The sequence below is a fragment of the Pseudomonas sp. NFACC02 genome, from assembly GCF_900110765.1.
GTDB lineage: Bacteria > Pseudomonadota > Gammaproteobacteria > Pseudomonadales > Pseudomonadaceae > Aquipseudomonas.
The window spans coordinates 348,058-374,503 of sequence record NZ_FOEO01000001.1 but is presented as its reverse complement, the minus strand read 5'-3'; the positions used below and the strand labels follow the sequence as shown (position 1 = coordinate 374,503).

The 26,446-nt window shown below is 61.8% G+C and carries 27 protein-coding genes; 20 read left to right on the top strand and 7 right to left on the bottom strand.

All coding sequences use genetic code 11. From position 1 onward, the window contains the following. Positions 1-3 precede the first annotated feature (3 nt). From BMY73_RS01870 to BMY73_RS01845, 6 genes are all read right to left on the bottom strand, one after another. Positions 4-1,203, bottom strand: coding sequence for an NAD(P)/FAD-dependent oxidoreductase (locus BMY73_RS01870; protein ID WP_092404618.1), 1,200 nt, complete (start codon positions 1,201-1,203; stop codon positions 4-6). Next, positions 1,200-2,561 carry an FAD/NAD(P)-dependent oxidoreductase gene (locus tag BMY73_RS01865; RefSeq protein ID WP_092404616.1) on the bottom strand — a complete coding sequence of 454 codons (1,362 nt, stop codon included), beginning with the start codon at positions 2,559-2,561 and terminating at the stop codon, positions 1,200-1,202. The genes BMY73_RS01870 and BMY73_RS01865 overlap by 4 nt, the downstream gene beginning before the upstream one ends. Beyond that, complete coding sequence (locus BMY73_RS01860; RefSeq protein ID WP_092404614.1) at positions 2,558-2,848, bottom strand: (2Fe-2S)-binding protein; 291 nt, start codon at positions 2,846-2,848, stop codon at positions 2,558-2,560. Before BMY73_RS01860 ends, BMY73_RS01865 begins: the two co-directional genes overlap by 4 nt. A gap of 61 nt (positions 2,849-2,909) precedes the next feature. Further along, the gene (locus tag BMY73_RS01855) at positions 2,910-3,704 is read right to left on the bottom strand and encodes an ABC transporter permease (protein WP_062389169.1); all 795 of its coding nucleotides are present in this window, start codon (positions 3,702-3,704) and stop codon (positions 2,910-2,912) included. Between the two features lie 3 nt (positions 3,705-3,707). After that, entirely contained in the window at positions 3,708-4,580 is an 873-nt protein-coding gene (locus tag BMY73_RS01850; protein ID WP_062389166.1) for an ABC transporter permease, read from the bottom strand. Beyond that, positions 4,577-5,605, bottom strand: coding sequence for an ABC transporter ATP-binding protein (locus BMY73_RS01845; protein WP_092404612.1), 1,029 nt, complete (start codon positions 5,603-5,605; stop codon positions 4,577-4,579). Before BMY73_RS01845 ends, BMY73_RS01850 begins: the two co-directional genes overlap by 4 nt. A 257-nt stretch (positions 5,606-5,862) precedes the next feature. Between BMY73_RS01845 and BMY73_RS01840 the strand changes: the two genes are divergently transcribed. After that, positions 5,863-6,702, top strand: coding sequence for an IclR family transcriptional regulator (locus tag BMY73_RS01840; protein WP_062389159.1), 840 nt, complete (start codon positions 5,863-5,865; stop codon positions 6,700-6,702). Between the two features lie 385 nt (positions 6,703-7,087). After that, a complete protein-coding gene (locus BMY73_RS01835) occupies positions 7,088-8,707 on the top strand; it encodes a methyl-accepting chemotaxis protein (RefSeq protein WP_092404610.1) in 1,620 nt (539 codons plus the stop codon). A 278-nt stretch (positions 8,708-8,985) separates the two neighbouring features. Here BMY73_RS01835 and BMY73_RS01830 read toward each other — a convergent pair whose 3' ends face one another. Beyond that, entirely contained in the window at positions 8,986-9,885 is a 900-nt protein-coding gene (locus tag BMY73_RS01830; protein ID WP_062389152.1) for a LysR family transcriptional regulator, read from the bottom strand. A gap of 106 nt (positions 9,886-9,991) precedes the next feature. Here BMY73_RS01830 and BMY73_RS01825 point away from each other — a divergent pair, with 106 nt between their 5' ends. The 18 genes from BMY73_RS01825 (at position 9,992) to BMY73_RS01745 (ending at position 26,444) form a co-directional block, all read left to right on the top strand. Then, positions 9,992-11,362, top strand: coding sequence for an MFS transporter (locus tag BMY73_RS01825; RefSeq protein ID WP_175500110.1), 1,371 nt, complete (start codon positions 9,992-9,994; stop codon positions 11,360-11,362). Between the two features lie 54 nt (positions 11,363-11,416). Further along, complete coding sequence (locus BMY73_RS01820; protein WP_092404606.1) at positions 11,417-12,691, top strand: glucarate dehydratase family protein; 1,275 nt, start codon at positions 11,417-11,419, stop codon at positions 12,689-12,691. A gap of 77 nt (positions 12,692-12,768) precedes the next feature. Then, a complete protein-coding gene (locus tag BMY73_RS27750) occupies positions 12,769-13,137 on the top strand; it encodes a hypothetical protein (RefSeq protein ID WP_139214067.1) in 369 nt (122 codons plus the stop codon). 520 nt (positions 13,138-13,657) lie between these two features. Continuing rightward, positions 13,658-14,074, top strand: a complete 417-nt coding sequence (locus BMY73_RS01810) for a DoxX family protein (protein WP_092404602.1) — start codon at positions 13,658-13,660, stop codon at positions 14,072-14,074. Continuing rightward, positions 14,067-14,699, top strand: coding sequence for an antibiotic biosynthesis monooxygenase (locus tag BMY73_RS01805; protein WP_092404600.1), 633 nt, complete (start codon positions 14,067-14,069; stop codon positions 14,697-14,699). Before BMY73_RS01810 ends, BMY73_RS01805 begins: the two co-directional genes overlap by 8 nt. A 148-nt stretch (positions 14,700-14,847) precedes the next feature. Next, positions 14,848-16,686, top strand: coding sequence for an amidohydrolase (locus BMY73_RS01800; RefSeq protein ID WP_092404734.1), 1,839 nt, complete (start codon positions 14,848-14,850; stop codon positions 16,684-16,686). A 115-nt stretch (positions 16,687-16,801) separates the two neighbouring features. Continuing rightward, complete coding sequence (gene ycaC / locus BMY73_RS01795) at positions 16,802-17,425, top strand: isochorismate family cysteine hydrolase YcaC (RefSeq protein WP_062389129.1); 624 nt, start codon at positions 16,802-16,804, stop codon at positions 17,423-17,425. 38 nt (positions 17,426-17,463) lie between these two features. Beyond that, complete coding sequence (locus BMY73_RS27745; protein ID WP_139214065.1) at positions 17,464-17,673, top strand: hypothetical protein; 210 nt, start codon at positions 17,464-17,466, stop codon at positions 17,671-17,673. Between the two features lie 20 nt (positions 17,674-17,693). Continuing rightward, on the top strand, positions 17,694-18,101 hold the full coding sequence (locus BMY73_RS01790) for an SRPBCC family protein (RefSeq protein ID WP_092404598.1): 408 nt from the start codon (positions 17,694-17,696) through the stop codon (positions 18,099-18,101). A 721-nt stretch (positions 18,102-18,822) separates the two neighbouring features. Continuing rightward, positions 18,823-19,131, top strand: coding sequence for an antibiotic biosynthesis monooxygenase (locus BMY73_RS01785; protein WP_092404596.1), 309 nt, complete (start codon positions 18,823-18,825; stop codon positions 19,129-19,131). Position 19,132: 1 nt separating this feature from the next. Next, complete coding sequence (locus tag BMY73_RS01780; RefSeq protein WP_092404594.1) at positions 19,133-19,411, top strand: helix-turn-helix domain-containing protein; 279 nt, start codon at positions 19,133-19,135, stop codon at positions 19,409-19,411. 232 nt (positions 19,412-19,643) lie between these two features. Beyond that, the gene (locus tag BMY73_RS01775) at positions 19,644-20,318 is read left to right on the top strand and encodes a GntR family transcriptional regulator (RefSeq protein WP_062389116.1); all 675 of its coding nucleotides are present in this window, start codon (positions 19,644-19,646) and stop codon (positions 20,316-20,318) included. 115 nt (positions 20,319-20,433) lie between these two features. Continuing rightward, positions 20,434-21,240 carry an ABC transporter substrate-binding protein gene (locus tag BMY73_RS01770; protein ID WP_062389113.1) on the top strand — a complete coding sequence of 269 codons (807 nt, stop codon included), beginning with the start codon at positions 20,434-20,436 and terminating at the stop codon, positions 21,238-21,240. 24 nt (positions 21,241-21,264) lie between these two features. Beyond that, complete coding sequence (locus BMY73_RS01765; RefSeq protein WP_062389110.1) at positions 21,265-22,032, top strand: amino acid ABC transporter permease; 768 nt, start codon at positions 21,265-21,267, stop codon at positions 22,030-22,032. Between the two features lies 1 nt (position 22,033). Beyond that, a complete protein-coding gene (locus tag BMY73_RS01760) occupies positions 22,034-22,813 on the top strand; it encodes an amino acid ABC transporter ATP-binding protein (RefSeq protein WP_092404592.1) in 780 nt (259 codons plus the stop codon). Between the two features lie 19 nt (positions 22,814-22,832). Further along, positions 22,833-23,924: a polyamine ABC transporter substrate-binding protein gene (locus tag BMY73_RS01755; RefSeq protein ID WP_092404590.1), complete on the top strand. Its 1,092-nt coding sequence runs from the start codon at positions 22,833-22,835 to the stop codon at positions 23,922-23,924. Between the two features lie 26 nt (positions 23,925-23,950). Further along, complete coding sequence (locus BMY73_RS01750) at positions 23,951-25,561, top strand: gamma-glutamyltransferase family protein (protein WP_092404588.1); 1,611 nt, start codon at positions 23,951-23,953, stop codon at positions 25,559-25,561. A gap of 202 nt (positions 25,562-25,763) precedes the next feature. After that, complete coding sequence (locus BMY73_RS01745) at positions 25,764-26,444, top strand: GntR family transcriptional regulator (RefSeq protein ID WP_092404586.1); 681 nt, start codon at positions 25,764-25,766, stop codon at positions 26,442-26,444. The last annotated feature ends 2 nt before the right edge of the window (positions 26,445-26,446 follow it).

Below are 26,446 nucleotides of genomic sequence, written 5' to 3'. Positions count from 1 at the left end.
GTTTCATGGCTGCGATCTTCCTCTGAACAATGGGATGACGTTGTCCGCGTGAGCGGGAGCGGGCGGTGCGGTCGGTAGCGTGGGCTGGGAAACGGGTTGAAAACGCTGGATCGAAAAGGCGTCGAGTCGGATCGACGGCGCGCCGGTGCAGACAATTTGTGCCAGAGCCTCGCCCGCCGCCGGGCCGATCTGAAAGCCGGAACCGGCGAAACCAAAACCGTGCAGCAGGCCCGGTTGCGTCGAGCTGGCGCCCAGCACCGGCTCGCGGTCCGGCAAATACCCTTCGGTGCCGCTCCAGGTGCGAATGGCCTGAGCCCCGGCCAGCGGCGGATAGAGCTCGATGGCGTTACGCAGGATGTCGAGAATCGCCGCCTGGCCGGGACGCGCCGTGGCGGGATCCAGTGCAAAGCCCTGACCGCCGCCCAACACACAGTTGCCGCGCGCGACCTGACGGGCATAAATGCCACCGCCTTCGACACCGGTGCTGACGTCCATGAACATCGGCAGCGGTTCGGTGACCAGCATCGCGGGGTGCCCCGAGCGCATCGGTACCGGTTCGCCAAACTGTTCCGCCAGCGCCGCGGCCCATGCGCCTGCGCAATTCAGCAGCCAGGGTGCGCGAAAGGTCCGGCCGCTGGCCGTGCGGACGGTGAAGCCATGGCCGTCATGACTGACGTCGGACACAGGTGCCTGCTCGCAGACGTCGGCACCGGCTCGACGTGCGGCATGGGCAAACGCCGGTGAAACGATGCGCGGGTTCGCGTGCCCGTCATCGGCGCACAGCGAGGCGCCTACGGCCACATCACCGGCCCACGGGAAGCGGGCGCGCAACTGGTCGCGGTCGAGCAATTGCAGGTTCAGTCCAAATCCTTGAGACGCCTGCTCGTAGGCCACCAGCGCCGCCATGTCCTTGTCACTGCGTGCCAGCTTCAGATGGCCGGAGCGCAGGTATTCGCCGTCGATCCCGATCAGGTTTTCCAGGTGGCCCCAGATCGCGTGGGCCCTTTGCGACAGCGGCAACTGCGAAAGCGGCCTGCCTTGGCGCCGCACGCCGCCGTAGTTAACGCCACTGGAATGAGCGCCGAAAAAATCACGCTCCAGCAACGCCACACGCTGGCCGCTTCTGGCCAGAAACAACGCGGCGGACGCGCCGACGATGCCACCGCCAATCACGACGGCATCCCTTTCGATCGGCAGGCTCATTGCTCCACCTCCACGCCGAACGGAATCGGCTTGATCGGCGCCTGGCCGCGCAGTCGACCCACACTGGCAACGTCCCGGCCTGAGGCGTGAGCGACGATCTCTGTGGCCGCCATGGCGCACATCCGTCCCTGACAGCGGCCCATGCCGACGCGACACATGGCTTTTACACGGTTGATCTCCCAATGGCCTTGTTCGACGGTTTGTCGGATCTCGCCTGCGCTGACCTCTTCACAGCGGCACACGGTCAGGCTGTCAGGGGCGTTGGCGGCCCAGTCCTCGGGGAAAGGGAACGCCGTTTCCAGCCCGTGACGGAAGCGCTGGATGGCGTCGAGCTTGTGCCGCAGCGCCATGCTGCGCGCTGCATCGACCTGATGACCGGTGTCGCCAAGAAGGGTCAAGGCGGCGAGCTCGCCCGCCATCTCGGCGGCGTCGGCACCCATGATGCCCGCGCCGTCGCCCGCCAGATACACGCCTTCAACGCTGCTGCGGCCACACGTATCCCGGGTCGGCAACCAGGCGCGGTTGAGCTCACTCCAGCTGAAGGCACAGCCCAGCAGATCGGCGAGTTGAGTTTCGCTGCGCAATGCGTGAGCAAAGGCCACGGCATCGCAATCGAGCGTCTTTTCATGCTCGCCCTGACGCCAGCGCACACTCTGCACCCGCTGCTCGCCTTGTATGCTGTCCAGTTGAACCCCTTGATGCACCGGCACGCCATGGGCAGTGAGCCAACCCCGGTAATACAGGCCTTTGGCGAGGGTCGCCGGTTGACCGAGCAACGCGGGCAGGGCGCGGGTTTGCGCGGACAGCGGCGAGCTGTCGAGCACCGCCGCCACCTTCGCGCCCGCCTTGGCGTACTGGTAAGCCACCAGATACAGCAAAGGCCCGCTGCCGGCGAACACCACGCGTTCGCCGATAGCGCAGCCCTGGAATTTCAAGGCGATTTGCGCGGCACCCAGGCTGTAGACGCCGGGCAGCGTCCAGCCCGGTACCGGCAGGATACGGTCGGTCGCGCCGGTCGCCACGATCAGATGCGCGTAGGGCAGTTGGGCCGCGACGCCGTTGTGCAGTGTGTCCAGCGTCTGCGCTTCGGCGTTCCAGACCAGGGTTTGCGGGCGGTAATCGATGTCGGCCGCAAGCCGGTCCAGTGTCGCGTGCACCGCCTGCGCTTTCGCGGCCTCAAAGCCATAAAGCGCCTTGGCCGGACGCTTGAAGTTTTCGGGCTGGCGGCGATAGATCTGCCCGCCACCACGCAGGCTCTCGTCGATCAGGCTAGGTCGCAGGCCGTAGGCCGCCAAGGTCTGGGCTGCGCGGATGCCGGCCGGCCCCGCACCGATGATGACAAGGCCCGAAGGGTTCATAGGGTCCGCCCCGGTTCGCGGCTGACGCAGTGTCCGGCCTCCAGCAGGGTGGTGCAGGCGCGCACCCGGCGACCGTCCTCGAGTCTCACCCAACAATCCTGGCAGGCGCCCATCAGGCAGAACCCCGCACGGGGCTCGGCGCTGAAGTCGCTGCCGCGCAACGCATCGGCTCTGGTCAGCACAGCGGTCAGCAGGGTGTCGCCTTGCAAACCGGTGGCGGGTTGGCCATCGAGGGTAAATGGCAGGACGTCGCGGTCCTGTTCTGCCAGACGTTTCAGCAAAGCCATGGTGCGTTCTCTATCCGGTAAAAGCAGAAGGGGCGGTTTTGATCCATTCGTGTCGTGCACATCAGTGACGACCCACAAGCACGCGGTCCAGCCCGTAAACCCGGTCGAGGATGATCATGGTGGCGGCCGTCAGTGCGATCACCAGCGCCGACACGGCCGCCATCATTGGGTCGATGGATTCGGTGGCGTAGACGTACATGCGCACCGGCAAGGTCTGGGTCGACGGTGAAGTGACGAAGATCGACAGCGTCACTTCGTCGAAACTGTTGATGAACGCCAGCAGCCAGCCACCGGCAACGCCGGGCAGGATCATCGGCAAGGTGATCTGGCGGAACAGCGTGAAGCGACCGGCGCCCAGGGATTCGGCGGCCTGTTCGGCGCTGCGATCAACGCCGATGGCCGCAGCGATCACCAGGCGCAACACGTAAGGCGTGATCACCACGACATGGGCGAACATCAGCCAGACGAAACTGCCATTGACACCCATCAGGGCGAACAGACGCAGCATCGCCACACCGAGCACCAGGTGCGGGATGATGATCGGCGACAGAAACAGGCCATTGAGGAAGTTGCGTCCCGGGAACTGATAGCGGGTGATCGCCAGGGCGGCGGGCACGGCGATCAGCGTCGCGAGGGTCGCAGCCACGACCGCAAGCATCAGGCTGTTGTAGAAGGACTGAATGAAGTCGGCGCGCTCGAACACCGCAGCGAACCAGCGCAGGGAGAAACCGTGCCACGGCAGGCTCAGGGTGTTTTCCGGGGTGAATGCCACCAGACACACCATCACCAGCGGCGCCAGCATGAACACCACGACCAGGGCGTGAAAGGACAGGGCCAGAGGACCGTTCTTGGACATCGATCATTCCCCCAGGGATTTTTTATAGCGACCTTCGACCAGCCGGTTCCACGACAGCATGACCAGCAGGTTGATCAACAGCAGCGCAACCGCGATGGCGGCGCCCATGGGCCAGTTGAGTTCCGAGAGGTACTGGTCGTAGACGACGGTCGCGACCATCTTCAGACGGCGTCCGCCGAGCAACCCGGGAATCGCAAAGGAGCTGGCGGACAGACCGAACACGATCAAGGTGCCGGACAACACGCCGGGCATGACCTGCGGCAACACCACCAGGCGCATCACCTTGGCTTGCGTCGCGCCCAGCGACAACGCAGCCTGTTCGGCCGAGGCGTCGAGCTTCTGCAGTGAAGTCCAGACCGGGATGATCATGAACGGCAGCATCACGTGGACCAGCGCAAGGATCACGGCGAACGGGGTGTAGAGCAGTTTGACCGGACGGCCGCCCAGCGCCTGGATGGCCTGGTTGATCAACCCGTCGGCGCCCAGCAACAAGCTCCAGCCAAAGGCGCGGACCACCACCGAAATGAGCAGCGGGGTGAGGATCAGAATCAGAAAGATCGAGCGCCACGGCGTGCCCATGCGACTGAGGATGTACGCCTCGGGAACACCGATCACCACGCACAGCAGGGTCACCAGCGCGCTGATCCAGAAGGTGCGGAAGAATATCTCGTAAAAGTACGAATCGGTGATCAGGCTCAGGTACTGCGCAAAGGTCCAGGCATCACCTTTGACCCCGACCTGGTAATCGAACACGTTGAACGACAGCACCAGGGTCAGCAGCAACGGCAACACCAACAGACCCACGAACAGTGCCAGCGCAGGCGCCGACAACAGGTAGCCGCGACCGGTGTCGCGCAGCACGCTTGCGCCACTCATGCCGACACCTCGTCGGCAGTCAGCACGCGCAGCAATTCAGTGGACCAGTCGAGGCCGACGGCAGTGCCTTCGTTGAACGGCGCGTCGCCATTGTTGCGACGCACGACGGTCAGCTCACCGATGGACGTCTCGACGCGGTACAACCACTGACTGCCCAGGAAATAGCGGGTGACAATCCGGCCCTGAAGGCGACCTTCGCCGGCCTCCACCAGATCGATTTTTTCCGGGCGCAGACTGAGGATCAGTTCGCCGTCGCCCTGTTGCTGGCGCACGTGTGCCGTACCGCCGTGATCCCGGTCGCCTTGCAGCAGATTGGCCTTGCCGACAAAACCGGAAATGAAACGCGTGCGGGGGTGCTCGTACAGTTTGTAGGGCTCGTCGATCTGTGTAATGCGACCGGCCTGCATCACCACCACGCGATCGCTGATCGACAGGGCTTCGGCCTGATCGTGGGTCACCATCAGGGTGGTGATGCCAACTTCGCGCTGAATGCGCCGAATCTCGAATTGCATCTCTTCGCGCAGATTGGCGTCGAGGTTGGACAACGGCTCGTCGAGTAACAGGACCGGTGGTTCGATCACCAGTGCGCGCGCCAGCGCCACACGCTGACGCTGACCGCCGGACAGTTCACGGGGATAGCGTTCGGCGTGCTGGTCCAGGCGCACCAGTTCCAGCACCCGCGACACGCGGCGCTGCACATCGGCCGCAGCCACCTTGCGCATTTTCAGGCCGAAGGCGACGTTGTCGCGCACGGTCATGTGCGGGAACAGCGCGTACGACTGGAAGACCACGCCCAGGCCCCGGCTCGCCGGCTTTGCATGGGTGATGTCGCGCCCGTCGAGCAGGATGCGTCCGGCGCTGACGTCCACGAAGCCGGCGATCATTTGCAGTGTGGTGGTCTTGCCGCAGCCTGACGGGCCGAGCAGGGAAACGAACTCGCCTTTTTCCACCGAGAGATCAGTGGCAACCACCGCATCGACGGGGCCGTAACGTTTACAGAGTGCCTGGAGCTGAAGAAAAGCCATGGCTGCTTCCACCTCGTTTTCGTGCACACCTGTGGCATGCGTTTTTTATGGGCAGATGCGAAGAGAGAAGGCGCACCGGAATGCTGGCAAGCCTGCGGACGCTGGCGCTCGATCTGGGTCGGCTGCCGCTGTTATTCAAATCGCCCTGTGGACTGATCCTATGCCCGGGAATAGGATGGCTCAACGCCGAATTTCACTGAGTGAGTGATTTTTTCAACTTTATTCATTGAGTGGATTGAATGAAGGAATCACCGCTAATGAATTCCACTGAACGGAATAAAAATGAATCAAAGGACGCGGGCGTCGGCGCGGTTTCGCGCCTGTTCGCGGTCCTGCGCTGTCTGGGTGAATGCCCCGAAGGCGGTGAACGGGTGACGCAACTCGCACAACAGGTCGGGCTGTCGCAACCCACGACCCATCGATTGCTGCGCAGCCTGATGGACGAAGGGATGGTCGAGCAGGATGCGCGCAGCAAACGGTATCGCCTGAGTCTGGAGTTTTTCGCCCTGGCCGCGAGAGCGGGACAGACCGGCAACCTGCGCGACGTGGTGCGACCCAGCCTGCTGCGCTTGTCGGCCTCTTTGGGCGACTCGCTGTTCCTGCTGGCGCGCAGCGGCTTCGATGCCGTCTGCCTGGACCGCAGCGAAGGGCCGTACCCGATCCGCACCTTCACCGGCGACATTGGCGGCCGCGTGGCCTTGGGCGTCGGGCAGGGCAGCCTGGCGATCCTGGCGTTCCTGCCTGAAGAAGAACGCGACACCGTGATCCGCTACAACCTGCCGCGCCTGCGGGATTTTCACCTGTATGACGAAGTGATGCTGCGTTCGGAAATCGACAACGTACGCCGCCTGGGCTATGCCTCACGCAACACCGGCGTGCTCGAAGGCATGGCCGGACTCGCCGTGCCGATCCTCGACCGGGAAGGCCGCGCCGTCGCTGCCTTGAGCGTGGCAACCATCAGCGATCGTCTGAATGCCGAACGCATGCCGACCGTGGTCGACATGCTCAAACGCGAGGCGGCGTCCATCAGCCAGAACATCAACCCGTTCGACCCGGTGCTGCGCCGGCCCTCCCAAGTGTTCGGACAACAAACCTGACGAGGCAGCCCTACAGCGCCACGGGCAAGGCAAAACCGCGCAGTGTTTCGGGGTCGAACGGATCGGGCAGACGCGTCGTTTAGTAGATAGTTAACGCGCGCGCCGGCGACTTCGGTCAAAAAGAATCAGGCGTCCCATGGCGACCAGGTTTCTGACCTCTGTTGCAGACGTTTGCTTAACAGATTCGGACCGTCTGTCGGCGGTCTTCTTTGCGGCTTAAAGAACGCGTGAGCCGGGTCGAACAACCTGGGTAACTCTGTTGTTTTTTAAACGTTTTCGAACGTGACCAACGCAGCGGCACAGGGAGGTGAAAAGCAGACAAATCTTCGGCGCGCTGTCGAGCCCGGCGCTGAAGACGGCAGTTCCCCCTGATGAGATTTCCCCTATGTTCAAATCCCTGAGGTTGCAGATCCTGGTGCTGCTCAGCGGCAGCCTGATGCTGGTGTTAGTGGTCGCACTGGCCTGTTTCCAGTTCCTCTCCGGCAACGTGCATGCTTACCGAGGCCTGGTCGATGGGCCGCTGCACGCTTCGCAGTTGGTCGATCAGGCCAACCTTCAGTTCAAGATTCAGGTTCAAGAGTGGAAGAACGTGCTCTTGCGCGGCAAACAGCCGGCGGATCGCGACAAATTCTGGGCTCAGTTCGAGGAGCAGGAGCGCCAGGTGCAGGACACGTTGGGGCGCCTGAGTGCCATGACGGTTCTGGATGCCGGAACCCGAGGGCAGGTGGACACACTGCGCGATGAGCACCGCGCACTGGGTGTCGCCTACCGCAAGGGCCGTGATGCTTTCGTGGCGGCGGGAGGCGATCCGGTCGCCGGCGACCAGGCCGTCAAAGGTGTGGACCGCGCGGCCAGCGAACAGATGAGCGAGCTGGTGGACAGCCTGCGTAAACAGAGCGATGCGCAGTCGATGTCGATCAGCAGCGCGGCGGATCAGACCATTCTGATCGGCACGCTGGTGATGCTGGCCTCGGCGCTGCTGGTGGGTGTGCTGACACTGTGGGTGGTCAATCGCAACATCGTCGGCCCTGTCACAACGCTGATCGAATACGTCGCGCAGTTGAGTCAGGGACGTTTCAGTGACCGCGTCAATGTGACCCGTCAGGATGAGCTGGGACGGCTGGCGGTCGCCGCCAATACGCTGCGGGATTTCCTTGCGGATACCTTCACCCGCCTCAAGCGCAGCACCACTGACCTGGACAGCGCCGGTGGCGAGTTGAAGGCAATTGCCGCCTTGATGGCGCAAGGCACGCACGAGCAATTCGAGCGCACCGATCAGGTGGCGACGGCGATGACCGAGATGTCGGCGACCGCGCAGGAGGTGGCGCGTCATGCGGCACAAGCCGCGCAGGCGGCTGATGAGGCCGACCGCAGTTCACAGGACGGCGGCAAGGTGATGAGCGCGACCATCACGGCGATCACTCAGATGCGCACCGAGATCAGCAATACCGCCGACGTCATTCGTCGTCTGGAAAGTGACAGCGGGCGGATTGGCAAGGTGCTGGAAGTGATTCGGGGGATTGCCGAGCAGACCAATCTGCTGGCGCTCAACGCAGCGATCGAAGCGGCGCGCGCGGGCGACGCCGGACGCGGTTTCGCGGTTGTGGCCGATGAGGTGCGCACGTTGGCGCAGCGTACGGCGGCGTCGACGGCTGAGATCAATCAGATCATCAGTTCGGTGCAGACCGGCGCCATCGATGCGGCTCAGGCGATTGAAAGCGGTCAGGCGCGCAGTCAGGAAAGCGTGGACCAGGTGGCGTTGGCCGGTTCTTCGTTGCAGCGGATCACGGTGGCGGTGGAAGCGATCCGTGACATGAACCGTCAGATTGCCACGGCGGCGGAGGAGCAGACGTCGGTGGCTGAGGACATCTCGCGCAATCTGACGGAGATCACGGCGATTGCGACGACGAATCAGAGCAATGTGTTGCGCACGCAGACGGCCAGTGAGGATCTGCACGGGTTGTCGGTGGGGTTGAATGATGTGATTTCTCGATTGAGTGCCTGAGGAGCGGAACGGCGGTTCGTGGTATCTGGACTGCCGTTTACACGCGCAACGCGGGCTGGGGCTAACGCTCTGCGCTTTCTTGATGCGTGCATCAATGTTCCTCACACCATTTTTGACTGTAGGAGCGCGCTTGCCCGCGATCTGCCGGAAACCGGCCGCGAAACCGATGGATGCGGAGTGTCAGGCATAACCGGGTCGTCTGATTTTGCTACCGCTTCGCGGCAGGTCGCGGGCAAGCGCGCTCCTACAGGGGTTGCGTCTGACCTTGGCTGCGCACGTTACGCCGTGTCGGCTTTCACCGCCGCGCGGATGGCTTCCAGCAGCATCATGCATGCCGGGTTGTCGTTGTCCGAGCGCCAGACCAGGTGCAGCTCGCTTTGCACGCCTTCGCCCAGGTCAATGTCGCGGAAGACCACGTTCTTGAACACCACGTTGGTGGCGCAACGAGGCACCAGCGCCAACCCCATCCCCGCGTTGACCAGCGCCAGAATCGTCAGCGAAGAACCCAGCCACTGCACGTACTCGGGCGCCACTTGCGCGGAACGCAGCGTTCCGGTGAGCAGCTCGTTGAACGGCGGGTAGGCGGAGTGCGAATACATCAGAAAGGGTTGTGCATCCAGATCCTGAACGCTCACCGAAGCGGCGCTGGCCAGCGGATGGCTGCCGGGCACGGCAAGCACGAAGGGCTCCCGCACCAGGCATTCAGTCTCGTACCCGACCTGCAGCAGGGGCGCGCGGACGATACCCAGGTCGATACGCCGGGCCCTCAAGGCTTCGTGCTGGGAATAGGTGTTCATTTCGGTCAGGGAGATTTTCACGTGCGGCTGGTTCAGCCGCGCTTCGGCGATGACTTTCGGCAGAAATTCATACACCGCGCTGCCGACGAAACTGATGGTCACCGACCCGATATCGCCCTCGGCGATTCGCCTGGCGGCCAGGGCAGCCTGTTGCGCATGCTCCAGCAGCGTCTGCGCTTCGATGAAAAAGGCCCGGCCGGCAGCGGTGAGTGCCACGCTTCGCGTACTGCGCGTGAACAGTTCGACGCCCAGGTGATGCTCCAGCAATTGAATCTGTCGGCTCAAGGGCGGTTGGGTCATGTTCAACCGTTCGGCGGCCCGGCGAAAGTTGAGTTCCGTGGCCACGGTGGTGAAACAGCGCAGTTGAGCGAGTTCGAACATTGATATATTCCGGGTATCAATCAACAGTCAATCTAGATTAGACGGGAACAATACCGGCGTCCATCATCGGCTCATCCCCAAAAAAACAATGATCGGGAGTTGCCCCTTGAATACCCTCAATCCCACGACGGACCCCACCGTGCTTGCCCGCGCGGCCGCCAAGGTAAAGCGGCACGTGCTGCCGTTGTTCGTCATCATGTTCATCGTCAACTACATCGACCGGGTGAACATCGGCTTCGTACGCAGCCATATGGAGACCGACCTCGGCATCGGTGCGGCGGCCTACGGACTGGGTGCCGGCCTGTTCTTCGTGGGGTACGCGCTCTTCGAAGTGCCGTCCAACATGTTGCTGCAGCGGTACGGTGCCCGCGCCTGGCTGACCCGCATCATGTTCACCTGGGGCGCAGCGGCCATGGCCATGGCGTTCGTGCGAGGCGAAACCAGCTTTTACGTTCTGCGCTTCATTCTCGGCGCGGCGGAAGCGGGCTTCTTCCCCGGCATCATCTATTACTTCACGCAGTGGCTGCCGTCGAACGAGCGCGGCAAGGCGATGGCGGTCTTCCTCAGCGGGTCGGCCATCGCGTCGGTGATTTCCGGCCCTGTGTCCGGTGCGTTATTGGGCGTCAGCGGCTTGAGCCTGCACGGCTGGCAGTGGATGTTCATCATCGAGGGTTTTGCGTCCATCGCCTTGTGCGGTTTCGTCTGGTTCTGGTTGCAATCTCATCCCCGCGAAGCCAAGTGGCTGAGCGAGGAAGAGAAGGGCGCGCTGATCCGCGCGATCGAAGAAGAGCAGCGTGCCCGTGAAGCGGCGCAAGTGATCAAACCGTCGATCTTCAAGCTGCTGGCGGACCGGCAGATCCTGCTGTTCTGCTTCATCTACTTCTCGGTGGCGCTGACGATTTATGGCGCAACGTTCTGGCTGCCGAGCATGATCAAGAAGATGGGCAACCTGAGTGACTTCGAAGTCGGTATGTTCAACTCGATCCCCTGGATCATTTCCATCGTCGCCATGTATGGCTTTGCCGCGCTGGCCGCCCGCTTCAAACACCAACAGGCGTGGGTGGCCGTGACGCTGGTGATCGCTGCATGCGGCATGTTCATGTCGACCATGGGCGGACCGATCTTTGCCTTCGTCGCCATCTGCTTCGCCGCGATTGGTTTCAAGGCGGCGTCAGCGCTGTTCTGGCCGATTCCTCAGGGCTATCTGGACGCACGCATCGCCGCGGCGGTGATTGCCCTGATCAACTCCATCGGCAATCTCGGCGGCTTCGTCGCGCCGACCGCGTTCGGTTTTCTTGAACAAACCACCGGCTCTATCCAAGGCGGCCTGTACGGCCTGGCGATCACCTCGTTGGTGGCCGCGGTGGTGATCTTCTTTGCCCGCACTACGCCCAAAGGTGAACAGCCGGGAAAGCCGCGAAACGTTCCGCCCAGCCCCTCGATGGATAAAACGGCGGCACTGCGCGCTGCCAAGTAGCCCCGACCCTGCTGCGAGCCAAGCCTCACACCCTGATTGACCGGGAGAAGTCTTTTGAAAATCACACGCGTTACTGTCACTCCGATTGCATTCCGTGACCCGCCGCTGCTCAACGCCAGCGGTATCCATGAACCCTTCGCGCTGCGCTCGATCATCGAAATCGAGAGCGATAACGGGTATATCGGCCTGGGCGAAAGTTACGGCGACGCGCCGGCGCTGGCGATCCAGCAGCAGGTACAGAGCCAACTGATCGGCCTGGACCCGTTCAATCTTGCGCAACTCAAGGCCGTGGTCAAAGCCACGGTCGCGGCCCACAAACCGGCGAGCATTGCAGGCGCCGAGCTGGCGCCGGGCTCGCACGCGAGCAAAGCGGTGAGCAACGCGTATTCGGCGTTCGAAGTCGCCTTTCTCGACCTGCAGGCGCGTTCGATGAGCCTGCCGCTGGTGGACCTGCTCGGCGGTGCGGTGCGCGATCAGGTGCCGTTCAGTGCGTACCTGTTTTTCAAATACGCTCAGCACGCTGATTCGCCTTATGCGCCGGACAGTTGGGGCGAGGCGCTGAGCGAAGAGCAGATCGTTGCCCAGGCGCGGCGCATGATCGAGGCCTATGGCTTCAAGAGCATCAAACTCAAGGCCGGCGCCCTGGATCCCGAGCATGAGGTGTCGTGCATCAAGGCCCTGAAGAAAGCCTTCCCGGGCTACCCGTTGCGCATCGACCCGAACGGCAACTGGTCGCTGGAAACCTCCATCCGTATGGCCGAATTGCTGGGAGACGATCTGCAGTACTACGAAGACCCGACGCCGGGCCTGGACGGCATGGCCGCGTTGCACCAGCGCACGGGGTTGCCGCTGGCGACCAACATGGTGGTCACCGATTTTGACGAGTTCCGCCGCAGCGTGGCGCAGAACAGCGTGCAGATCGTCCTTGCCGACCACCATTACTGGGGCGGCCTGCGCGACACCCAGACGCTGGCGAAGATGTGCGAGACATTCGGTCTCGGTGTGTCGATGCACTCCAACTCGCACCTGGGCATCAGCCTGATGGCGATGGCGCACGTGGCCGCGGCGGTGCCGAACCTGGATTTCGCCTGCGACACCCATTACCCCTGGCAGGAACCGGACGAAGAAGTGATCAAGGGCGGCAAGCTGCCCATCGTCGACGGCTGCGTGAAAATCACCCGCGACCCGGGCCTGGGCCTTGAACTGGACTATGACCAGTTGGGCAAGCTCAACGACCAGTACCTGACCTGTGGAATCCGTTCACGGGACGACGTGAAGCAGATGCAGAAGTACAAGCCCGACTGGAAAGCGGTCAAACCGAGGTATTGAGGCGGAAAAAAAGCGAACGCTGATGATCGACTGTCCTCGAAAAGAAAGGCCCTTGGGGAAATTCTGGAGAGACGTGGATGATCAGCTCGCGCAAGACCTTGATGTGTTTGTCGCTGGCAGCCATGACTGCCGCGTCGAGTGGCGCCATGGCGCAGCAGTCGGTTTCGTCGCCGTTGATGCTCGCCGCTTCGGATACCGGGGCGATGGGCACCCACGGCGTTAACAACGCCATCAACCCGAACCGCAGGAACAACATCGGTGTGGACACCGGCGGTGCGGGCACGACCAACCCGGCGTTACGACCCGGCACGACATCCGGTTCGTCATCTTCTTCCTCTTCCTCTCCTTCTTCCGGCGGCACTTCCGATTCCCTGCAACAGCAACGCCAACAGAGCGGCGAGCGCATGATCATGGAGCGCAAGGGGCAGATTCAGGAAGCCAACTGAAAGAGCAAGTTTCATGAGTTCGCCCCACCCCGGATGACGCGGAGCGTCATTCAATGGGGTACCACGCGGAGCGTGGGAACCATCAGCAAAGCTTTCAGCAGAAGCGAATATGTGTCGGCGGTACTGTTGTTGATTCTGGCCGGAGGCCGTAGCAACTGTCTTCCATCACATGTGCAGCTCTAAGGGTTCTGCCTGCATGGTGTAGGAGCGTGGCTTGTCCCGCGATCTGCCGGGGACCGGCAGCAAGACCTGTGCATGCGGTGTGTCAGGTATAACCGAGTCGCCTGATTTTACTGCCGCTTCGCGCCAGATCGCGGGACAAGCCACGCTCCTACCGCTCCTACCGCTCCTACCGCTCCGGCCAGACGCTGGCAAGTACGCGGCAACGTTGCCCCACGCACAAACCGTCCATTCACAGCACGTCTGTTCAAGACCTGAATCTCCCACCGCGACACTATGGCTTTACCTTTCGTCCACGCTGTTTCGGCTGGGCGGGTATCGCTGAATTCATGGGTGTGCGATGAACGATTCAACTGCCGATGATCGTGCTCGGGACTGGGGGCTTTTGTTCCTGCGAGGGAGCGGCTCGTTGTTCCTGCTGTTCGTCCATGGGCTGCCCAAGTTGCTGGACTTCAAGGCGCAATTATCACTGATCGAAGACCCGTTCCACCTGGGCGCACCCCTGACCCTGAGCATGGCGATTTTCGCCGAAGTGTTGTGCCCGCTGCTGATTCTGACCGGCGTCCTGGCGCGAATCGCTTGTCTGCCTATTCTCTTCCTGCTGCTGGTGGCACTGGTCGTGGTGCACAGCGACTGGAGTGTCGATCAAGGCCAGTTCGGCTGGTTGCTGATCATCATTTTTACCAGTGTGCTGATCGCCGGTCCTGGCCGTCTGGCGCTCACTGTTCGCTTGCCCGGAGCGCTTCGCTATGCCTGAGTCTGCCTTGTCTGCGGAGGTCACGCCGACCTCCAAACTGTCGCCCGACGAGATTGTCACGCTGGTGATCAAGCACCGCGTCAAGAAAGGCATGGAGGCGCAATACGAAGCCTGGCTGCGGCGAACGGTGGCCATTGCGGCCACCTACCCGGGGCACCTGGGCGTGGACGTGATCCGTGGTCAATCCGGCGGTCTGCACATGTTCACCTGTGTGCTGCGGTACTGCTCCACCGACGTCATGCAAAGCTGGCTGGACTCCGCACAGCGCCGCGAACTGGTCGCCGAGGCGGCGCCGATGCTCGCCGACGGCGACTTCACGGAGGTCAACCGGCACAACGAGTTCTGGTTCGTCCCTGCCAGCGACAGTCCACCGCCGCCGCGCTGGAAACAGGCGGTCGTCACCTTCTTCGTGATCTGTCCGCTGACCCTGTTGATCCCGCTGCTCTGGGGCCCGGTCTTCCAGGCCTTTCCACCGCTGGGCAATTACGTCATCAGCACCGCACTGGTGACCATCACCATCGTGCTGCTGGTGGTCTACCTGCTGATGCCTCAGGCGACCCGGTTGTTTGCGCCCTGGCTCAACGCCAAGCCTGAGCCGGCGCCCGGTGCCGATCATGAAGGATGATCCGAACGATGATGCCCCGGCCAGCAGCGAGCGCCGCAGTTTCGTCGCCAAAGGCTCATTGCTCGGCGCTGCGGCCGCCATGTTCTCTTCAATGCCTGTCACCGGCTTCGCCGTCGGTGCTTCTCACTCTTCAGCCGCCGGAGGCCCCATGAACGTCGATCTGATTCTTTACAACGGCAACTTTCACACCGTTGATCAGGAAAAACCCAAGGCCAGTGCGGTCGCGATCGGCGACGGCAAGTTCGTCGCGGTCGGCACCGATGCTGAAATCATGTCATTGCGCGGCAGTGCGACTCAGGTTATCGACATGAACCGGCGCACGGTGATCCCGGGCCTCAACGACTCTCACTTGCACCTGATTCGTGGTGGCCTGAACTACAACCTCGAACTGCGTTGGGAAGGTGTGCCGTCGCTGGCCGACGCCTTGCGCATGCTCAAGGCGCAGGCCGACCGCACACCGACCCCGCAGTGGGTGAGGGTGGTGGGTGGCTGGAACGAATTCCAGTTTGCTGAAAAGCGCATGCCCACCCTCGAAGAACTCAACCAGGCAGCGCCCGATACGCCGGTGTTCGTCCTGCACCTGTATGACCGCGCGTTGCTTAACCGCGCGGCGCTGCGGGTTGCCGGCTATACCCGTGACACGCCGAACCCGCCGGGTGGCGAGATCGTGCGCGACAGCAACGGTGATCCGACCGGCATGCTGGTCGCCAAACCGAACGCGATGATTCTGTACTCGACCCTCGCGAAAGGTCCCAAACTGCCGCTTGAATACCAGGTCAACTCGACCCGCCAGTTCATGCGCGAGTTGAACCGTCTGGGCGTGACCAGTGCCATCGACGCGGGCGGTGGTTTCCAGAACTACCCGGATGACTACGCCGTCATCACTCAACTGGCTGAAGCCAGGCAGTTGACCGTGCGCATCGCGTACAACCTGTTTACCCAGAAGCCCAAAGAAGAGCTCAACGACTTCAAGAACTGGACCCAGTCGGTCACGTTGCACCAGGGCGACGACTTCCTACGTCACAACGGCGCGGGCGAGATGTTGACGTTCTCGGCGGCGGACTTCGAAGACTTCCTCGAACCGCGTCCGGACCTGCCGCCGGGCATGGAGCAAGACCTGGAACCGGTGGTGCGTCATCTGGTCGAGCACCGCTGGCCGTTCCGTCTTCACGCCACGTACGACGAGTCGATTTCGCGCATGCTCGACGTGTTCGAGAAGGTCAATCGCGAGATCCCGTTCAACGGCATTCCATGGTTCTTCGACCACTGCGAAACCATCACTCCGAAAAACATCGAGCGCGTCAAAGCGCTGGGCGGCGGTATTGCGATCCAGGACCGCATGGCCTTCCAGGGCGAGTACTTCGTCGAGCGCTACGGCGCCAAGGCCGGCGAACACACGCCACCGATCAAGCGCATGCTGGCCGAAGGCGTGCCGGTCGGCGCGGGCACTGACGCGACGCGCGTGTCCAGCTACAACCCGTGGACCTCGTTGTACTGGATGGTCAGCGGCCGTACCGTGGGCGGCCTGGCGTTGTACCCCGAAGGGCTTTCTCGCGAGACTGCGCTCGAGCTGTACACCCGCGGCAGCGCCTGGTTCTCGTCCGAGCAGGGCAAGAAGGGTCAGATCAAGGTCGGCCAACTGGCTGACGTCGTCGCGCTGTCGCAGGACTTCTTCAGTGTGCCGGAAGAGTCGATCAAGTGGATCGAGTCGGTGTTGACGGTCGTCGACGGCAAAGTGGTCTACGGCACCCAGGAGTTCGATCAACTGTCGCCGCCGAGCCTGCCGGTACTGCCGGACTGGTCCCCGGTGGCGAAAGTGCCTGGGCACTGGCGTCCGGGTGCGCCGATGGCGGCTGCGGTTCACCAGTGCAGCGGCCCCTGCGCCGTGCATGCCCATAGCCATGACAAGGCCCGTCAATCGAAAGTGCCGGTCAGCGACTTCCAGGGATTCTGGGGCGCGTTTGGCTGCTCGTGCTTCGCGTTCTGACGACACGGCCCGAAGGAGCATGAAACACCTCGCCGGGACTCACCGGCGAGGCTATCCGCCGGCGCAGTTCGCTGGCACTCGCCCACACCTGTCACACACTTAACTGGAGTCAACCATGACCGTTCCCTACAAGCGTCTGGATATCAACGATGCCGTCGTGCTGCTGGTCGATCATCAGACCGGCCTGATCTCGCTGGTGCAGGACTTCTCGCCCAACGAATTCAAGAACAACGTGCTGGCACTGGCCGACTGCGCCAAGTTCTTCAAACTGCCAACCATCCTCACCACCAGCTTCGAAACCGGCCCGAACGGCCCGCTGGTGCCCGAGCTGAAAGAAATGTTCCCGGACGCGCCTTACATTGCCCGTCCAGGTCAGATCAACGCCTGGGACAACGAAGACTTCGTCAAGGCGATCAAGGCCACGGGCCGCAAGCAACTGATCATCGCAGGCGTGGTGACCGACGTGTGCGTGGCGTTCCCGACGCTGTGCGCGCTGGAAGAAGGTTTTGACGTGTTCGTGGTCACCGATGCCTCGGGCACCTTCAACGACGTGGTACAGAAAGCCGCCTGGGCGCGCATGACCGCTGCCGGTGCGCAATTGATGAACTGGTTCTCGGTGGCGTGTGAGCTGCAACGCGACTGGCGCAACGACATGGAAGGCCTGGCCAACCTGTTGTCCCAGCGCATCCCGAACTACCGCAACCTGATGAACAGCTACTCGGCGTTTACCGCCAAGTAAGCGAGCCAGCCGTTCATCCTCAAACCCCATGGGAGCCCATGAGCGCGCTCCCATGGGGTTTTCTGTCTGCCGGTCGCGCGTTGGCGAAGGTCGTTTACTTCGTCCGTCCGACACCGCCTTCGTCTATGATTCAGCGCGCCACGGATGCGGATGAGGTGATCCATCTACCCGGCATCACCCCCGTCTTCCGCGTCCACCGGGGCTGCCCTGCGTGTGGTAGCGTCGTCATCGACAGCCCGGCTATCTGAACCATTTCTGGAGATTCATCATGGCTACAGCATCTGCATCCGTTCGCATCCCGGTTTCGGCGGACACAGTCTGGGCGCTCGTGGGCGGTTTTCTTTCGCTGCCCGACTGGCTGCCGTTCATTGCCCAAAGCGTGTCCGATGAAGGCGGCCGCATTCGCCACCTGACCACCGAGGACGGCGCGAAGATCAGCGAGCGTCTGGAGACTTACGATAATCAGGCACGCACCTACAGCTACTCGATCACCGAGGGTCCATTGCCGGTGACAGGGTATCTGGCGACGTTGAAAGTCAGGGCCGACGGCGAACGCGCGGCAGTGGTCCAATGGTCGAGTATTTTTACCGCGAACGGCGTTTCCGACGCCGAGGCCGAAGCGCTGATTCAAGGCGTCTACGACAGCGGGCTTGAAGCCCTGAAAGGCAAGTTCTGATCTCGTATCCCGGTGAACACCCCATGACCTGCGGGAGCGAGCTTGCTCTAGGCGGCATTCCGACAATGCGTCAGGTCAGCACCATCAACGGTGACTGACCCAGCGCATTCGCAGCCCTCGTAACCTCGGACGTCTCCCACAGGGGGCCGGGTTGACGCACGAACCTGTGTCCAAACCGCAGCTCTGTGGGAGCCAGCTTGCTGGCGAATGCAGAGGGTCAGTACCATCAACAGTGACTGACCCACCGCGTTCGTCCGAATTGCGGCCCATACCCTCGTAACCTCGGACGTCTCCCACAGGGGGCCGGGGTGGGGCACGAACCTGAGTTCAGACCGCAGACCTGTAGGAGCCAGCTTGCTGGCGAATGCAGAGGGTCAGCACCATCAACAGTGACTGACCCACCGCGTTCGCTGCCCTCGTAACCTCGGACGTCTCCTACAGGGACCGCGTTGTTGACGAGCTTGAGGCCATCCCTCAGACCCCGGTCCAGCCTCGGACCTGTGGGAGCCGGCGTGCTGGCGAATGCGGTGGATCAGCGGAATCATCATTCACTGACACCCCGCATCCGTCAGCACGCGGATTCACGCAGGTCATGTCTGTGGTTTGCCAGCCGCCTTGGTTAATTGTCGCTTAATCCGCAACGCTGAAACTCCAAACCTGTGGTTTATCCGGGCGCCGCCGGTCGTCAGACTTGCCCGATCATTTATCGCAGGAGAGGATGATGCTTGTTTCGGCCATCAATACCGTAGAGATACACGCCACTCAAGGTCGTTCGAGCGAGGTCGGCACACGCGTGCCCCGCATGCTTGAAGTCTTGAACAGCACGACCCCGTGTGTCGCCTATACGTTTACCGCCAGCAAACATGACGACGCCTCCTGGATCGTCAGCGGCTACTGGCGGTCCGAAGGCCAGATGCAAGCGCATTTCTCACACCCTGAACTGACCGGTTTCATGGAATTGCTGTCGAGCGGGGCGATCAGTCACATCCAGTTCAACAGCTTCGTCATCGACGCGAACGAGGTGACCTGACATGTCCCTGAATGAAGATATTCTGCTGGGCATTGACCTGAATCTGCTGCTGACCTTTCTGGTGGTCTTCCGGGAACGCAGCGTCAGCGAAGCGGCCCGCCATCTTCGTGTGACCCAACCGGCGGTGAGTGGATCGCTGGTGCGTCTGCGCCAGTGCTTCGGCGACCCATTGTTCCTGCGGCGCAATCGCAAGATGCAGCCGACGCCCAAGGCCCAGGAACTAGCCGAAGCATTGCTGCCCGCCATGCTGCAGATCGAATCGGTGATTCGTCACCCGTAACCGTTCGCCATCACCTTTCCTCGTTTCCCAAACGCACAGCTGTGCTTCATGGCTGTGCGTGTATGCCCCCGCCTGATCCAATCGGTAGCAGTCCTGCGTCAGTGACTGTCGCCGCATTCGCGCAACTTTCCTCATGGCTTCATTGGCTTACGGTGCAATTGACCAAGCTGGCATCGCTTTTGCTTTTGTGTATCCGTGGATGATTGGATACAAAAATTCAAAAGGTAATGCGATGCGACTCGTACCCGGATACGCCAGCCGACAACCCGTCACTGCCGAAGAAGAGGCCTATGCCTTCCTGCTCGACGCCATCTGTAAGGGCACCTATCGCATGGGCGAACGGTTAATTGCAGAGGACATCGCCACGGAGATCGGCATGAGCCGCATGCCGGTGCGCGAGGCGTTCAGGCGTCTGGCCGCCGATGGGCTTGTCACCTTGCGTCCCAACCGAGGCGCGGTGGTCAGCGGTCTGAATATCGAAGAAATGCGCGAAGTGTTCGAAATGCGCAGCGCACTCGAAGGGCTGGCGATTCGGGTCGCGGTGCCAAAAATCACCGAGCGTCACCTGGTCCATCTGGAGCGCCTGCTCGACGACATGGATGATTACCGCGACGACAGTTCGGAGTGGGTAGGGCGCCATCGCGCATTCCATGAATACCTCTGCAGCCTCAGCGGCCGAGCGCGGCTGATGCGCCAGATTTCTGCGCTGTACACGGCGATCGAGCCGCACATGCGGGTCTGGCTGGAGCACGGAGAGAAGCCGTTGAGCGCCCGCGACGAACACGCGGTGATCCTCGAGGCGCTGCGCGCGGGGGATGCCGATCAGGCGGAGCAGGTTCTTCGCGACCACATCGACGGCACGATTCCCAGCCTGATTGCGTTTCTCGAAGAGCAGAAGCCTGCATGAGTGCCTGACATTCATTCAAACAGAAGCGGGCAACCAGCCCGCCAGAGACACCCGGTCACCCTGTATCGACGTTCAGAACTGCCCTTACTTTCTCACCGTAATCGGAGCTTTCGTCATGTACAAACCCGCCGCGCTGGCCGCCCTCGTTTCCCTGAGTCTGTGTACGCCGCTGGTGTTCGCAAACCCGACCGTGCCGGACCGTCTGCAGAAGGTCGACAAGATCACGTACTGCTCCGGGATGGATTCGCCACCGCTGGTGTCGTTCGATGCCACGCAGAAACCGGTGGGCCTGACCATCGACCTCGGTGTGGAAATCGCCAAGCGTCTGGGCGGCAAGAAAGTCGAATGGCGGGTGATTCCGTTCTCCGGCCTGGTGCCGGCGTTGCTCGCGCAGCAGTGCGACATGATCGTCGATCAGCTCTTCGACAAGCCTGAGCGCCGGGAAGTGATCAACATCGTCAACTACATGTATTCCAGCCAGTCGGTGGTGGTGCCCAAAGGCAATCCCAAGGGCATCAAGTCGCTGGACGATCTGTCGGGCCACAAGGTCGCGGTGCTCAACGGTTCCACCATCAAAACCCTGCTCGACGCGCAGAACGAGTCGCTGACCAAAGCCGGCAAGACGCCGCTCAAACTGGTGGTCTACAACACCGACACCGATGCCTTCCAGGCGCTGCGCATCAATCAGGTCGACGCCTACGGCACCACGGTGGAAACCGCTGGCTATTACGCCAACATGGCACCCGATCTGTTTCAGGAAGGTGTTCCTGCTTTCAGCCGGATTCTCACCGGGTTGGGCATTCGCAAGGACGATCCGCAGCTGACCGCCGCGGTGCAGCAAGTGATCAGCGACATGCGCAGCGACGGCAGCTACACGCAGCTGCTTGCCAAATGGCACGTCGAAAGCGACAAGCTCGATTGAGCCCTGACAGAGCGGAATAAACCGATGAATTTCAATTGGGAAGTGTTCTGGCAGTACCTGTTGCAGCCCAGCGGTGTCTACCTCACGGGGTTGTGGCTGACGTGCCTGATCAGCGTGCTGGCGATGCTGCTCGGGTGCAGCCTGGGCCTGATCGCCGCGTTGATGCGCCTGTCGAAGAATCCGTTGCTGAACCTGCCGGTCCGTTTTTACGTCTGGTTGATGCGCGGTACGCCGCTGCTGGTGCAGATCGTCTTCCTCTACACCGCCTTGGCGGCAGGCGGCATTTTCCGTTTCGAAGACATCGATCTGGGCTGGTTTACCGTGCCGGGTAACATCCAGGCGGCGATCATAGCCCTGGGGCTGAATGAAGGCGCCTATATGGCCGAAATCATTCGTGCAGGCATCGGCGCGGTGGACAAGGGGCAGTACGAGGCCGGTCGCTCTCTGGGCATGACGTTCGGCAAGCTGATGCGCCGCATCGTACTGCCACAGGCCTTTCGGGTGATCGTCCCGCCGCTGGGCAACGAGTTCAACGTGATGCTGAAAAACACCACGCTGGTCAGTGTGATCGGCGTACAGGAGCTGTTGTTGAGCACGCAGATGGTGACGTCGGCAACGTTCCGTGTTTTCGAGCTGTACCTGGTGGTCGCGATCTATTTCCTGATGCTTACCACGCTATGGGGCTTTTTCCAGCGTTGGCTGGAACAGCGTTTCGGCCAGTCCGATCGTCAACCTCCGGCGGCGAAACGCATGTTTGGCCGCAGTGCGATGAAACTGTTGAGGGGGCGTTGAGATGGCGCATCAAAGTGAAGAACTGATCATCGAGGCGCTGGACGTTCACAAGTCCTTCGGCGATCTGGAAATCCTCAAGGGCATTTCCCTGCAGGTGCGTCGCGGGGAGGTGGTGGTGCTGATCGGCGCTTCGGGCTCGGGCAAAACCACGTTTATCCGCTGTATCAACCTGCTGGAGGACATCCAGTCCGGACGCATTCGGGTCAATGGCCAGCCCATGGGGTATCGCGAACGTGCTGATGGCAGTCTGGTCCGCGACTCGGAACGCAACATCGCTCGCCAGCGGCGTGATATCGGCATGGTTTTCCAGCGCTTCAACCTGTTCGCGCACATGACCGCGCTGGAAAACATCATCGAAGCGCCCATTCATGTGCTGGGCGTTGCTCGTGAGGCAGCGCTGACGCAGGGGCGTGAGCTGCTGGCCCGGGTCGGCCTGGCGGACAAAGCCGGGCATTACCCTTCGATGCTGTCCGGTGGTCAGCAGCAGCGGGTGGCGATTGCCCGCGCGCTGGCCATGAAGCCCAAAGCCCTGTTGTTCGACGAACCGACCAGTGCGCTCGATCCGGAAACGGTCGGCGAGGTGCTGCAGGTCATGAAGGCCCTTGCCGAGGACGGCATGACCATGGTGGTCGTGACCCACGAAATGGGCTTTGCCCGCGAAGTCGCCGACCGCGTGGTGGTGCTTGATCAGGGCGAACTGATCGAACAGGGGCCGCCCGAACAGATTTTCAGTCGTCCTGTCCATCCCCGTACCCAAGCCTTTCTCAGCCGCGTGTTGTAACGCTTACAAGGAAATCGTCATGCGTTCATTCTGCTTTGCCGCTGCGTGGTGCTCTGTTGCGTTCCTGCCAGCGGCGCATGCCGCCGACGGCGTGATGAAGATGTATAACTGGTCTGACTACATTGCGCCCGACACCCTGAAAAACTTTGAAAAGGACAGCGGGATCAAGGTCCAGTACGACATCTTCGACACCAACGAAATGCTTGAGGCGAAGATGCTGTCAGGGCATTCGGGGTACGACCTTGTGGTGCCTTCGAGTCAGTTTCTGTCCAAGCAGATCCGGGCGGGCGCCTACCAGCCGTTGCAGCGGTCCTTGCTGTCCAACTGGAATCACCTGGACCCTCGGTTGATGAAGCGTCTGGAGGCCGCCGACCCAGGTAATCGGTATGCCGTGCCGTACATGTGGGGCACGGTCGGTATTGGTTATAACGAGGAAAAAGTGCGGGCGGTGCTGGGCAAGGAAGCGGTGCTGGATTCGTGGTCGATGGTGCTCAACCCGGACAATCTGGCCAAACTCAAGCGTTGCGGCGTGGCGTTTCTCGATGCGCCGGTGAAGATCATTCCCCAGACCCTGCTGTATTTGGGCCTGGACCCCAACAGTGTGAAGCCCGACGACTACAAAAAGGCCTCGGCTTTGCTGATGAAGTTGCGCCCGTCGGTGACCTACTTCAATTCGTCCAAATACACGGCTGACCTCGCCAACGGTGATATCTGCGTGGCGGTCGGCTATTCCGGCGATGTGATGCAGGCCCAGACCCGCGCCAAAGAAGCCGGCAAGAACGTCGACATCCGCTACCTAATCCCCAAGGAAGGGGTGAACCTGTGGTTCGACATGCTGGCGATCCCCAAGGATGCTGCCAACGTGACCAACGCCCATGCGTTCATCAACTACCTGCTGCGCCCGCAGGTCATTGCCTCGGTGAGTGATTACGTGGGGTACGCCAACCCCAACACCGACGCCACCACCTTGATGGACCCGAAGGTCAGCGGCAATCCGGGCATCTATCCGGGGGATGACGTGATCAGCAAAGCCTTTGTTTCCGCGGATCTGCCGGACAACATCCAGCGGCTGATCACACGGGAATGGAACCGCATCAAATCCGGGCAATGAATCCAGTTTTCTGAAGAGCGTTCGTCATGTTGAAATTTTCTGCTCATGAATACCCCTATCCCTCGCAACGTCAGAGCGTGTTCGCCCGACGTGGCATGGTCGCCGCCTCTCAACCGCTGGCGGCACAGGCGGGCATTGAAGTCATGCAAAAGGGCGGCAACGCAATCGATGCCGCGATTGCCACCGCGGCGGCGTTAACCGTAGTCGAGCCGACCGGCTGCGGGATTGGCGGCGACGCCTTCGCGCTGGTCTGGAGCAAGGGTCGGTTACACGGGTTGAACGCCAACGGCCATGCGCCTGCGGCCTTGAGTGTCGAGGCGGTTAAAGCCGCCGGGCATGAACAGATGCCGATGTACGGCTGGACGCCGGTCACCGTGCCCGGCTGTCCGTCGGCCTGGGCAGAACTGTCCCGGCGTTTCGGCAAGCTGCCGTTCGCCCAACTCCTGCAACCGGCAATCAGCCTGGCCCGCGACGGGTTTCCGCTGTCACCGGTGGTTGCCCATCAATGGCAAATCGCGTTCGACGAGTTCAGTGCCCATCGCGATCCGGTGATGGACAGCTGGTTCCAGACCTTTCTGATCGACGGACGCGCGCCGAAGGCCGGGGAGCTGTTTCGCAATCCGGCCCAGGCGAACACCCTGGAAGAACTGGCGGCGACCGAGTGCGAAAGCCTCTATCGCGGTGCATTGGCACAGCGACTCGACGCGCATTCCCGCGCGACCGGTGGCTTTTTGAGGGCTGAAGACCTGGCGGGTTTCCGTGCGCAATGGGTCGATCCCATCAACGTCCGTTATCGCGGCTACGACGTCTGGGAGATTCCGCCCAGCGGCCAAGGGCTGGTCGCACTGATGACCTTGAAGATCCTCGAGGGCTTCGCCTTCGATCATCGCGACAGTCAACTGACCTGGCATCGGCAACTGGAGGCCATGAAGCTGGCATACAGCGACGGCTTGCACCACATCACCGATCCAGATCACATGCGTGTGGCGGTGGCCGACTTGTTGAGTGAGCGCTACAGCGACGAACGAAGGGCATTGATCGGCGATCAGGCGCAGGCGCCCAAGCCAGGCGATCCTCTGGCCAGTGGCACGGTGTACCTGGCGACGGCCGATGCCGAGGGCAACATGGTGTCGTTCATTCAAAGCAACTATCACGGCTTCGGCTCTGGCGTGGTACTGCCGGACAGCGGCCTTGCCTTGCAGAATCGCGGGCAGGAATTCAGCCTCGATCCGGGCCACGCCAACTGCCTGGCGCCGGGCAAGAAAACCTTCCACACGATCATTCCGGGCTTCCTGACGAAGGACGATCAGCCAGTCGGTCCTTTTGGTGTCATGGGCGGTTACATGCAGCCGCAGGGGCATGTGCAGATGGTGATGAACCTGGTGGATTTCGGCCTCAACCCGCAGGCGGCGCTGGACGCACCGCGCTGGCAGTGGCTGGGCGGCCTGAAAATCGGGGTTGAACAGGGCGCCTCGAAGGATCTGGCCGCCGGGCTGGCCAGGCGAGGGCACGACATCAGCATCGCCTTCGATTCCACCGATTACGGTCGCGGGCAGATCATCGTGCGTGATCCCGTCAGCGGCGTGTTGTGTGGAGGGACCGAGCCGAGGGCGGATTCGACGATTGCGGTGTGGTGAATTCCGCTGACGAACCGCGTTCCAGAACAGGTGCGGTGCCACCGTGGACGAAGACCGATTTATTTTTCCGAAAAGGCCTGTAATACAATACGATTGCTTCTGGCGGGCCAGGTCATGATGATCGGCCGCCAGATTCGATTCGGCGTCTTCTTCCTCGAGAAGGGGGGCCGCCATGAAATTCATAGGTCTTCGGGAATACAGCATGAAAGTACAACGCCAGGCGTCGTCTTTGCGGCATCAAGTGCAGGATGCACTGCGCAATGAAATCATCTCGGGCCGTTTCAAGCCCGGTGATCGACTGGTGGAGCAGCAGCTGTACACCGCGCTGGACGTCAGCCGCACTTCGCTGCGTGAGGCCTTGCGCCAGCTCGAAGCCGAAGGGCTTGTGGAGCAGGTGCCACACCGTGGTGCGTACGTCGCGTCGGTGGATGCCAAGGATGCGGTGCAGATTTACGACGTGCGGGGTGCGCTGGAAGTGTTGGCGGTACGCAATTTCGTCCGCCATGCCAGCGACGAGGACGTTCGCGAACTGGCTGAGGTGTTCGATGAGTTCGTCGAGCAGTCTCACACCGCGACCCTCGACGGCGCGGCGTTGCTGGACATCAAGCGGCGTTTCTACCATGTGCTGCTGGACATCGAGCAGAGCCGGGTGGTCGGCGGCATGCTGGAGCAGTTGAACAACCGCGTGAGTCTGCTTCGCGCGCTGTCGTTGGGCCGGGAAGGGCGGATGCCGCACACCTTGGCCGAGCTTCAGGAAATCGTGCGCAACATTCAATTGCGGGATGAAGACGGTGCGTGTGCGGCGGCGTTGTTGCACGTTGAGAATGCGTCGAAGAATGTGCTGGAGCTGCTGGCGGCGGATGCGGGGCATTCGGCGCAGTGACA

Bases quoted from the DNA above. Each gene is read 5' to 3' on its own strand.
- BMY73_RS01870 (WP_092404618.1), bottom strand. From the start codon at position 1,203: ATGAGCCTGCCGATCGAAAGGGATGCCGTCGTGATTGGCGGTGGCATC.
- BMY73_RS01865 (WP_092404616.1), bottom strand. From the start codon at position 2,561: ATGAACCCTTCGGGCCTTGTCATCATCGGTGCGGGGCCGGCCGGCATC.
- BMY73_RS01860 (WP_092404614.1), bottom strand. From the start codon at position 2,848: ATGGCTTTGCTGAAACGTCTGGCAGAACAGGACCGCGACGTCCTGCCA.
- BMY73_RS01855 (WP_062389169.1), bottom strand. From the start codon at position 3,704: ATGTCCAAGAACGGTCCTCTGGCCCTGTCCTTTCACGCCCTGGTCGTG.
- BMY73_RS01850 (WP_062389166.1), bottom strand. From the start codon at position 4,580: ATGAGTGGCGCAAGCGTGCTGCGCGACACCGGTCGCGGCTACCTGTTG.
- BMY73_RS01845 (WP_092404612.1), bottom strand. From the start codon at position 5,605: ATGGCTTTTCTTCAGCTCCAGGCACTCTGTAAACGTTACGGCCCCGTC.
- BMY73_RS01840 (WP_062389159.1), top strand. From the start codon at position 5,863: ATGAATTCCACTGAACGGAATAAAAATGAATCAAAGGACGCGGGCGTC.
- BMY73_RS01835 (WP_092404610.1), top strand. From the start codon at position 7,088: ATGTTCAAATCCCTGAGGTTGCAGATCCTGGTGCTGCTCAGCGGCAGC.
- BMY73_RS01830 (WP_062389152.1), bottom strand. From the start codon at position 9,885: ATGTTCGAACTCGCTCAACTGCGCTGTTTCACCACCGTGGCCACGGAA.
- BMY73_RS27750 (WP_139214067.1), top strand. From the start codon at position 12,769: ATGATCAGCTCGCGCAAGACCTTGATGTGTTTGTCGCTGGCAGCCATG.
- BMY73_RS01810 (WP_092404602.1), top strand. From the start codon at position 13,658: ATGAACGATTCAACTGCCGATGATCGTGCTCGGGACTGGGGGCTTTTG.
- BMY73_RS01805 (WP_092404600.1), top strand. From the start codon at position 14,067: ATGCCTGAGTCTGCCTTGTCTGCGGAGGTCACGCCGACCTCCAAACTG.
- BMY73_RS01800 (WP_092404734.1), top strand. From the start codon at position 14,848: ATGAACGTCGATCTGATTCTTTACAACGGCAACTTTCACACCGTTGAT.
- ycaC (WP_062389129.1), top strand. From the start codon at position 16,802: ATGACCGTTCCCTACAAGCGTCTGGATATCAACGATGCCGTCGTGCTG.
- BMY73_RS27745 (WP_139214065.1), top strand. From the start codon at position 17,464: ATGAGCGCGCTCCCATGGGGTTTTCTGTCTGCCGGTCGCGCGTTGGCG.
- BMY73_RS01790 (WP_092404598.1), top strand. From the start codon at position 17,694: ATGGCTACAGCATCTGCATCCGTTCGCATCCCGGTTTCGGCGGACACA.
- BMY73_RS01785 (WP_092404596.1), top strand. From the start codon at position 18,823: ATGCTTGTTTCGGCCATCAATACCGTAGAGATACACGCCACTCAAGGT.
- BMY73_RS01780 (WP_092404594.1), top strand. From the start codon at position 19,133: ATGTCCCTGAATGAAGATATTCTGCTGGGCATTGACCTGAATCTGCTG.
- BMY73_RS01775 (WP_062389116.1), top strand. From the start codon at position 19,644: ATGCGACTCGTACCCGGATACGCCAGCCGACAACCCGTCACTGCCGAA.
- BMY73_RS01770 (WP_062389113.1), top strand. From the start codon at position 20,434: ATGTACAAACCCGCCGCGCTGGCCGCCCTCGTTTCCCTGAGTCTGTGT.
- BMY73_RS01765 (WP_062389110.1), top strand. From the start codon at position 21,265: ATGAATTTCAATTGGGAAGTGTTCTGGCAGTACCTGTTGCAGCCCAGC.
- BMY73_RS01760 (WP_092404592.1), top strand. From the start codon at position 22,034: ATGGCGCATCAAAGTGAAGAACTGATCATCGAGGCGCTGGACGTTCAC.
- BMY73_RS01755 (WP_092404590.1), top strand. From the start codon at position 22,833: ATGCGTTCATTCTGCTTTGCCGCTGCGTGGTGCTCTGTTGCGTTCCTG.
- BMY73_RS01750 (WP_092404588.1), top strand. From the start codon at position 23,951: ATGTTGAAATTTTCTGCTCATGAATACCCCTATCCCTCGCAACGTCAG.
- BMY73_RS01745 (WP_092404586.1), top strand. From the start codon at position 25,764: ATGAAAGTACAACGCCAGGCGTCGTCTTTGCGGCATCAAGTGCAGGAT.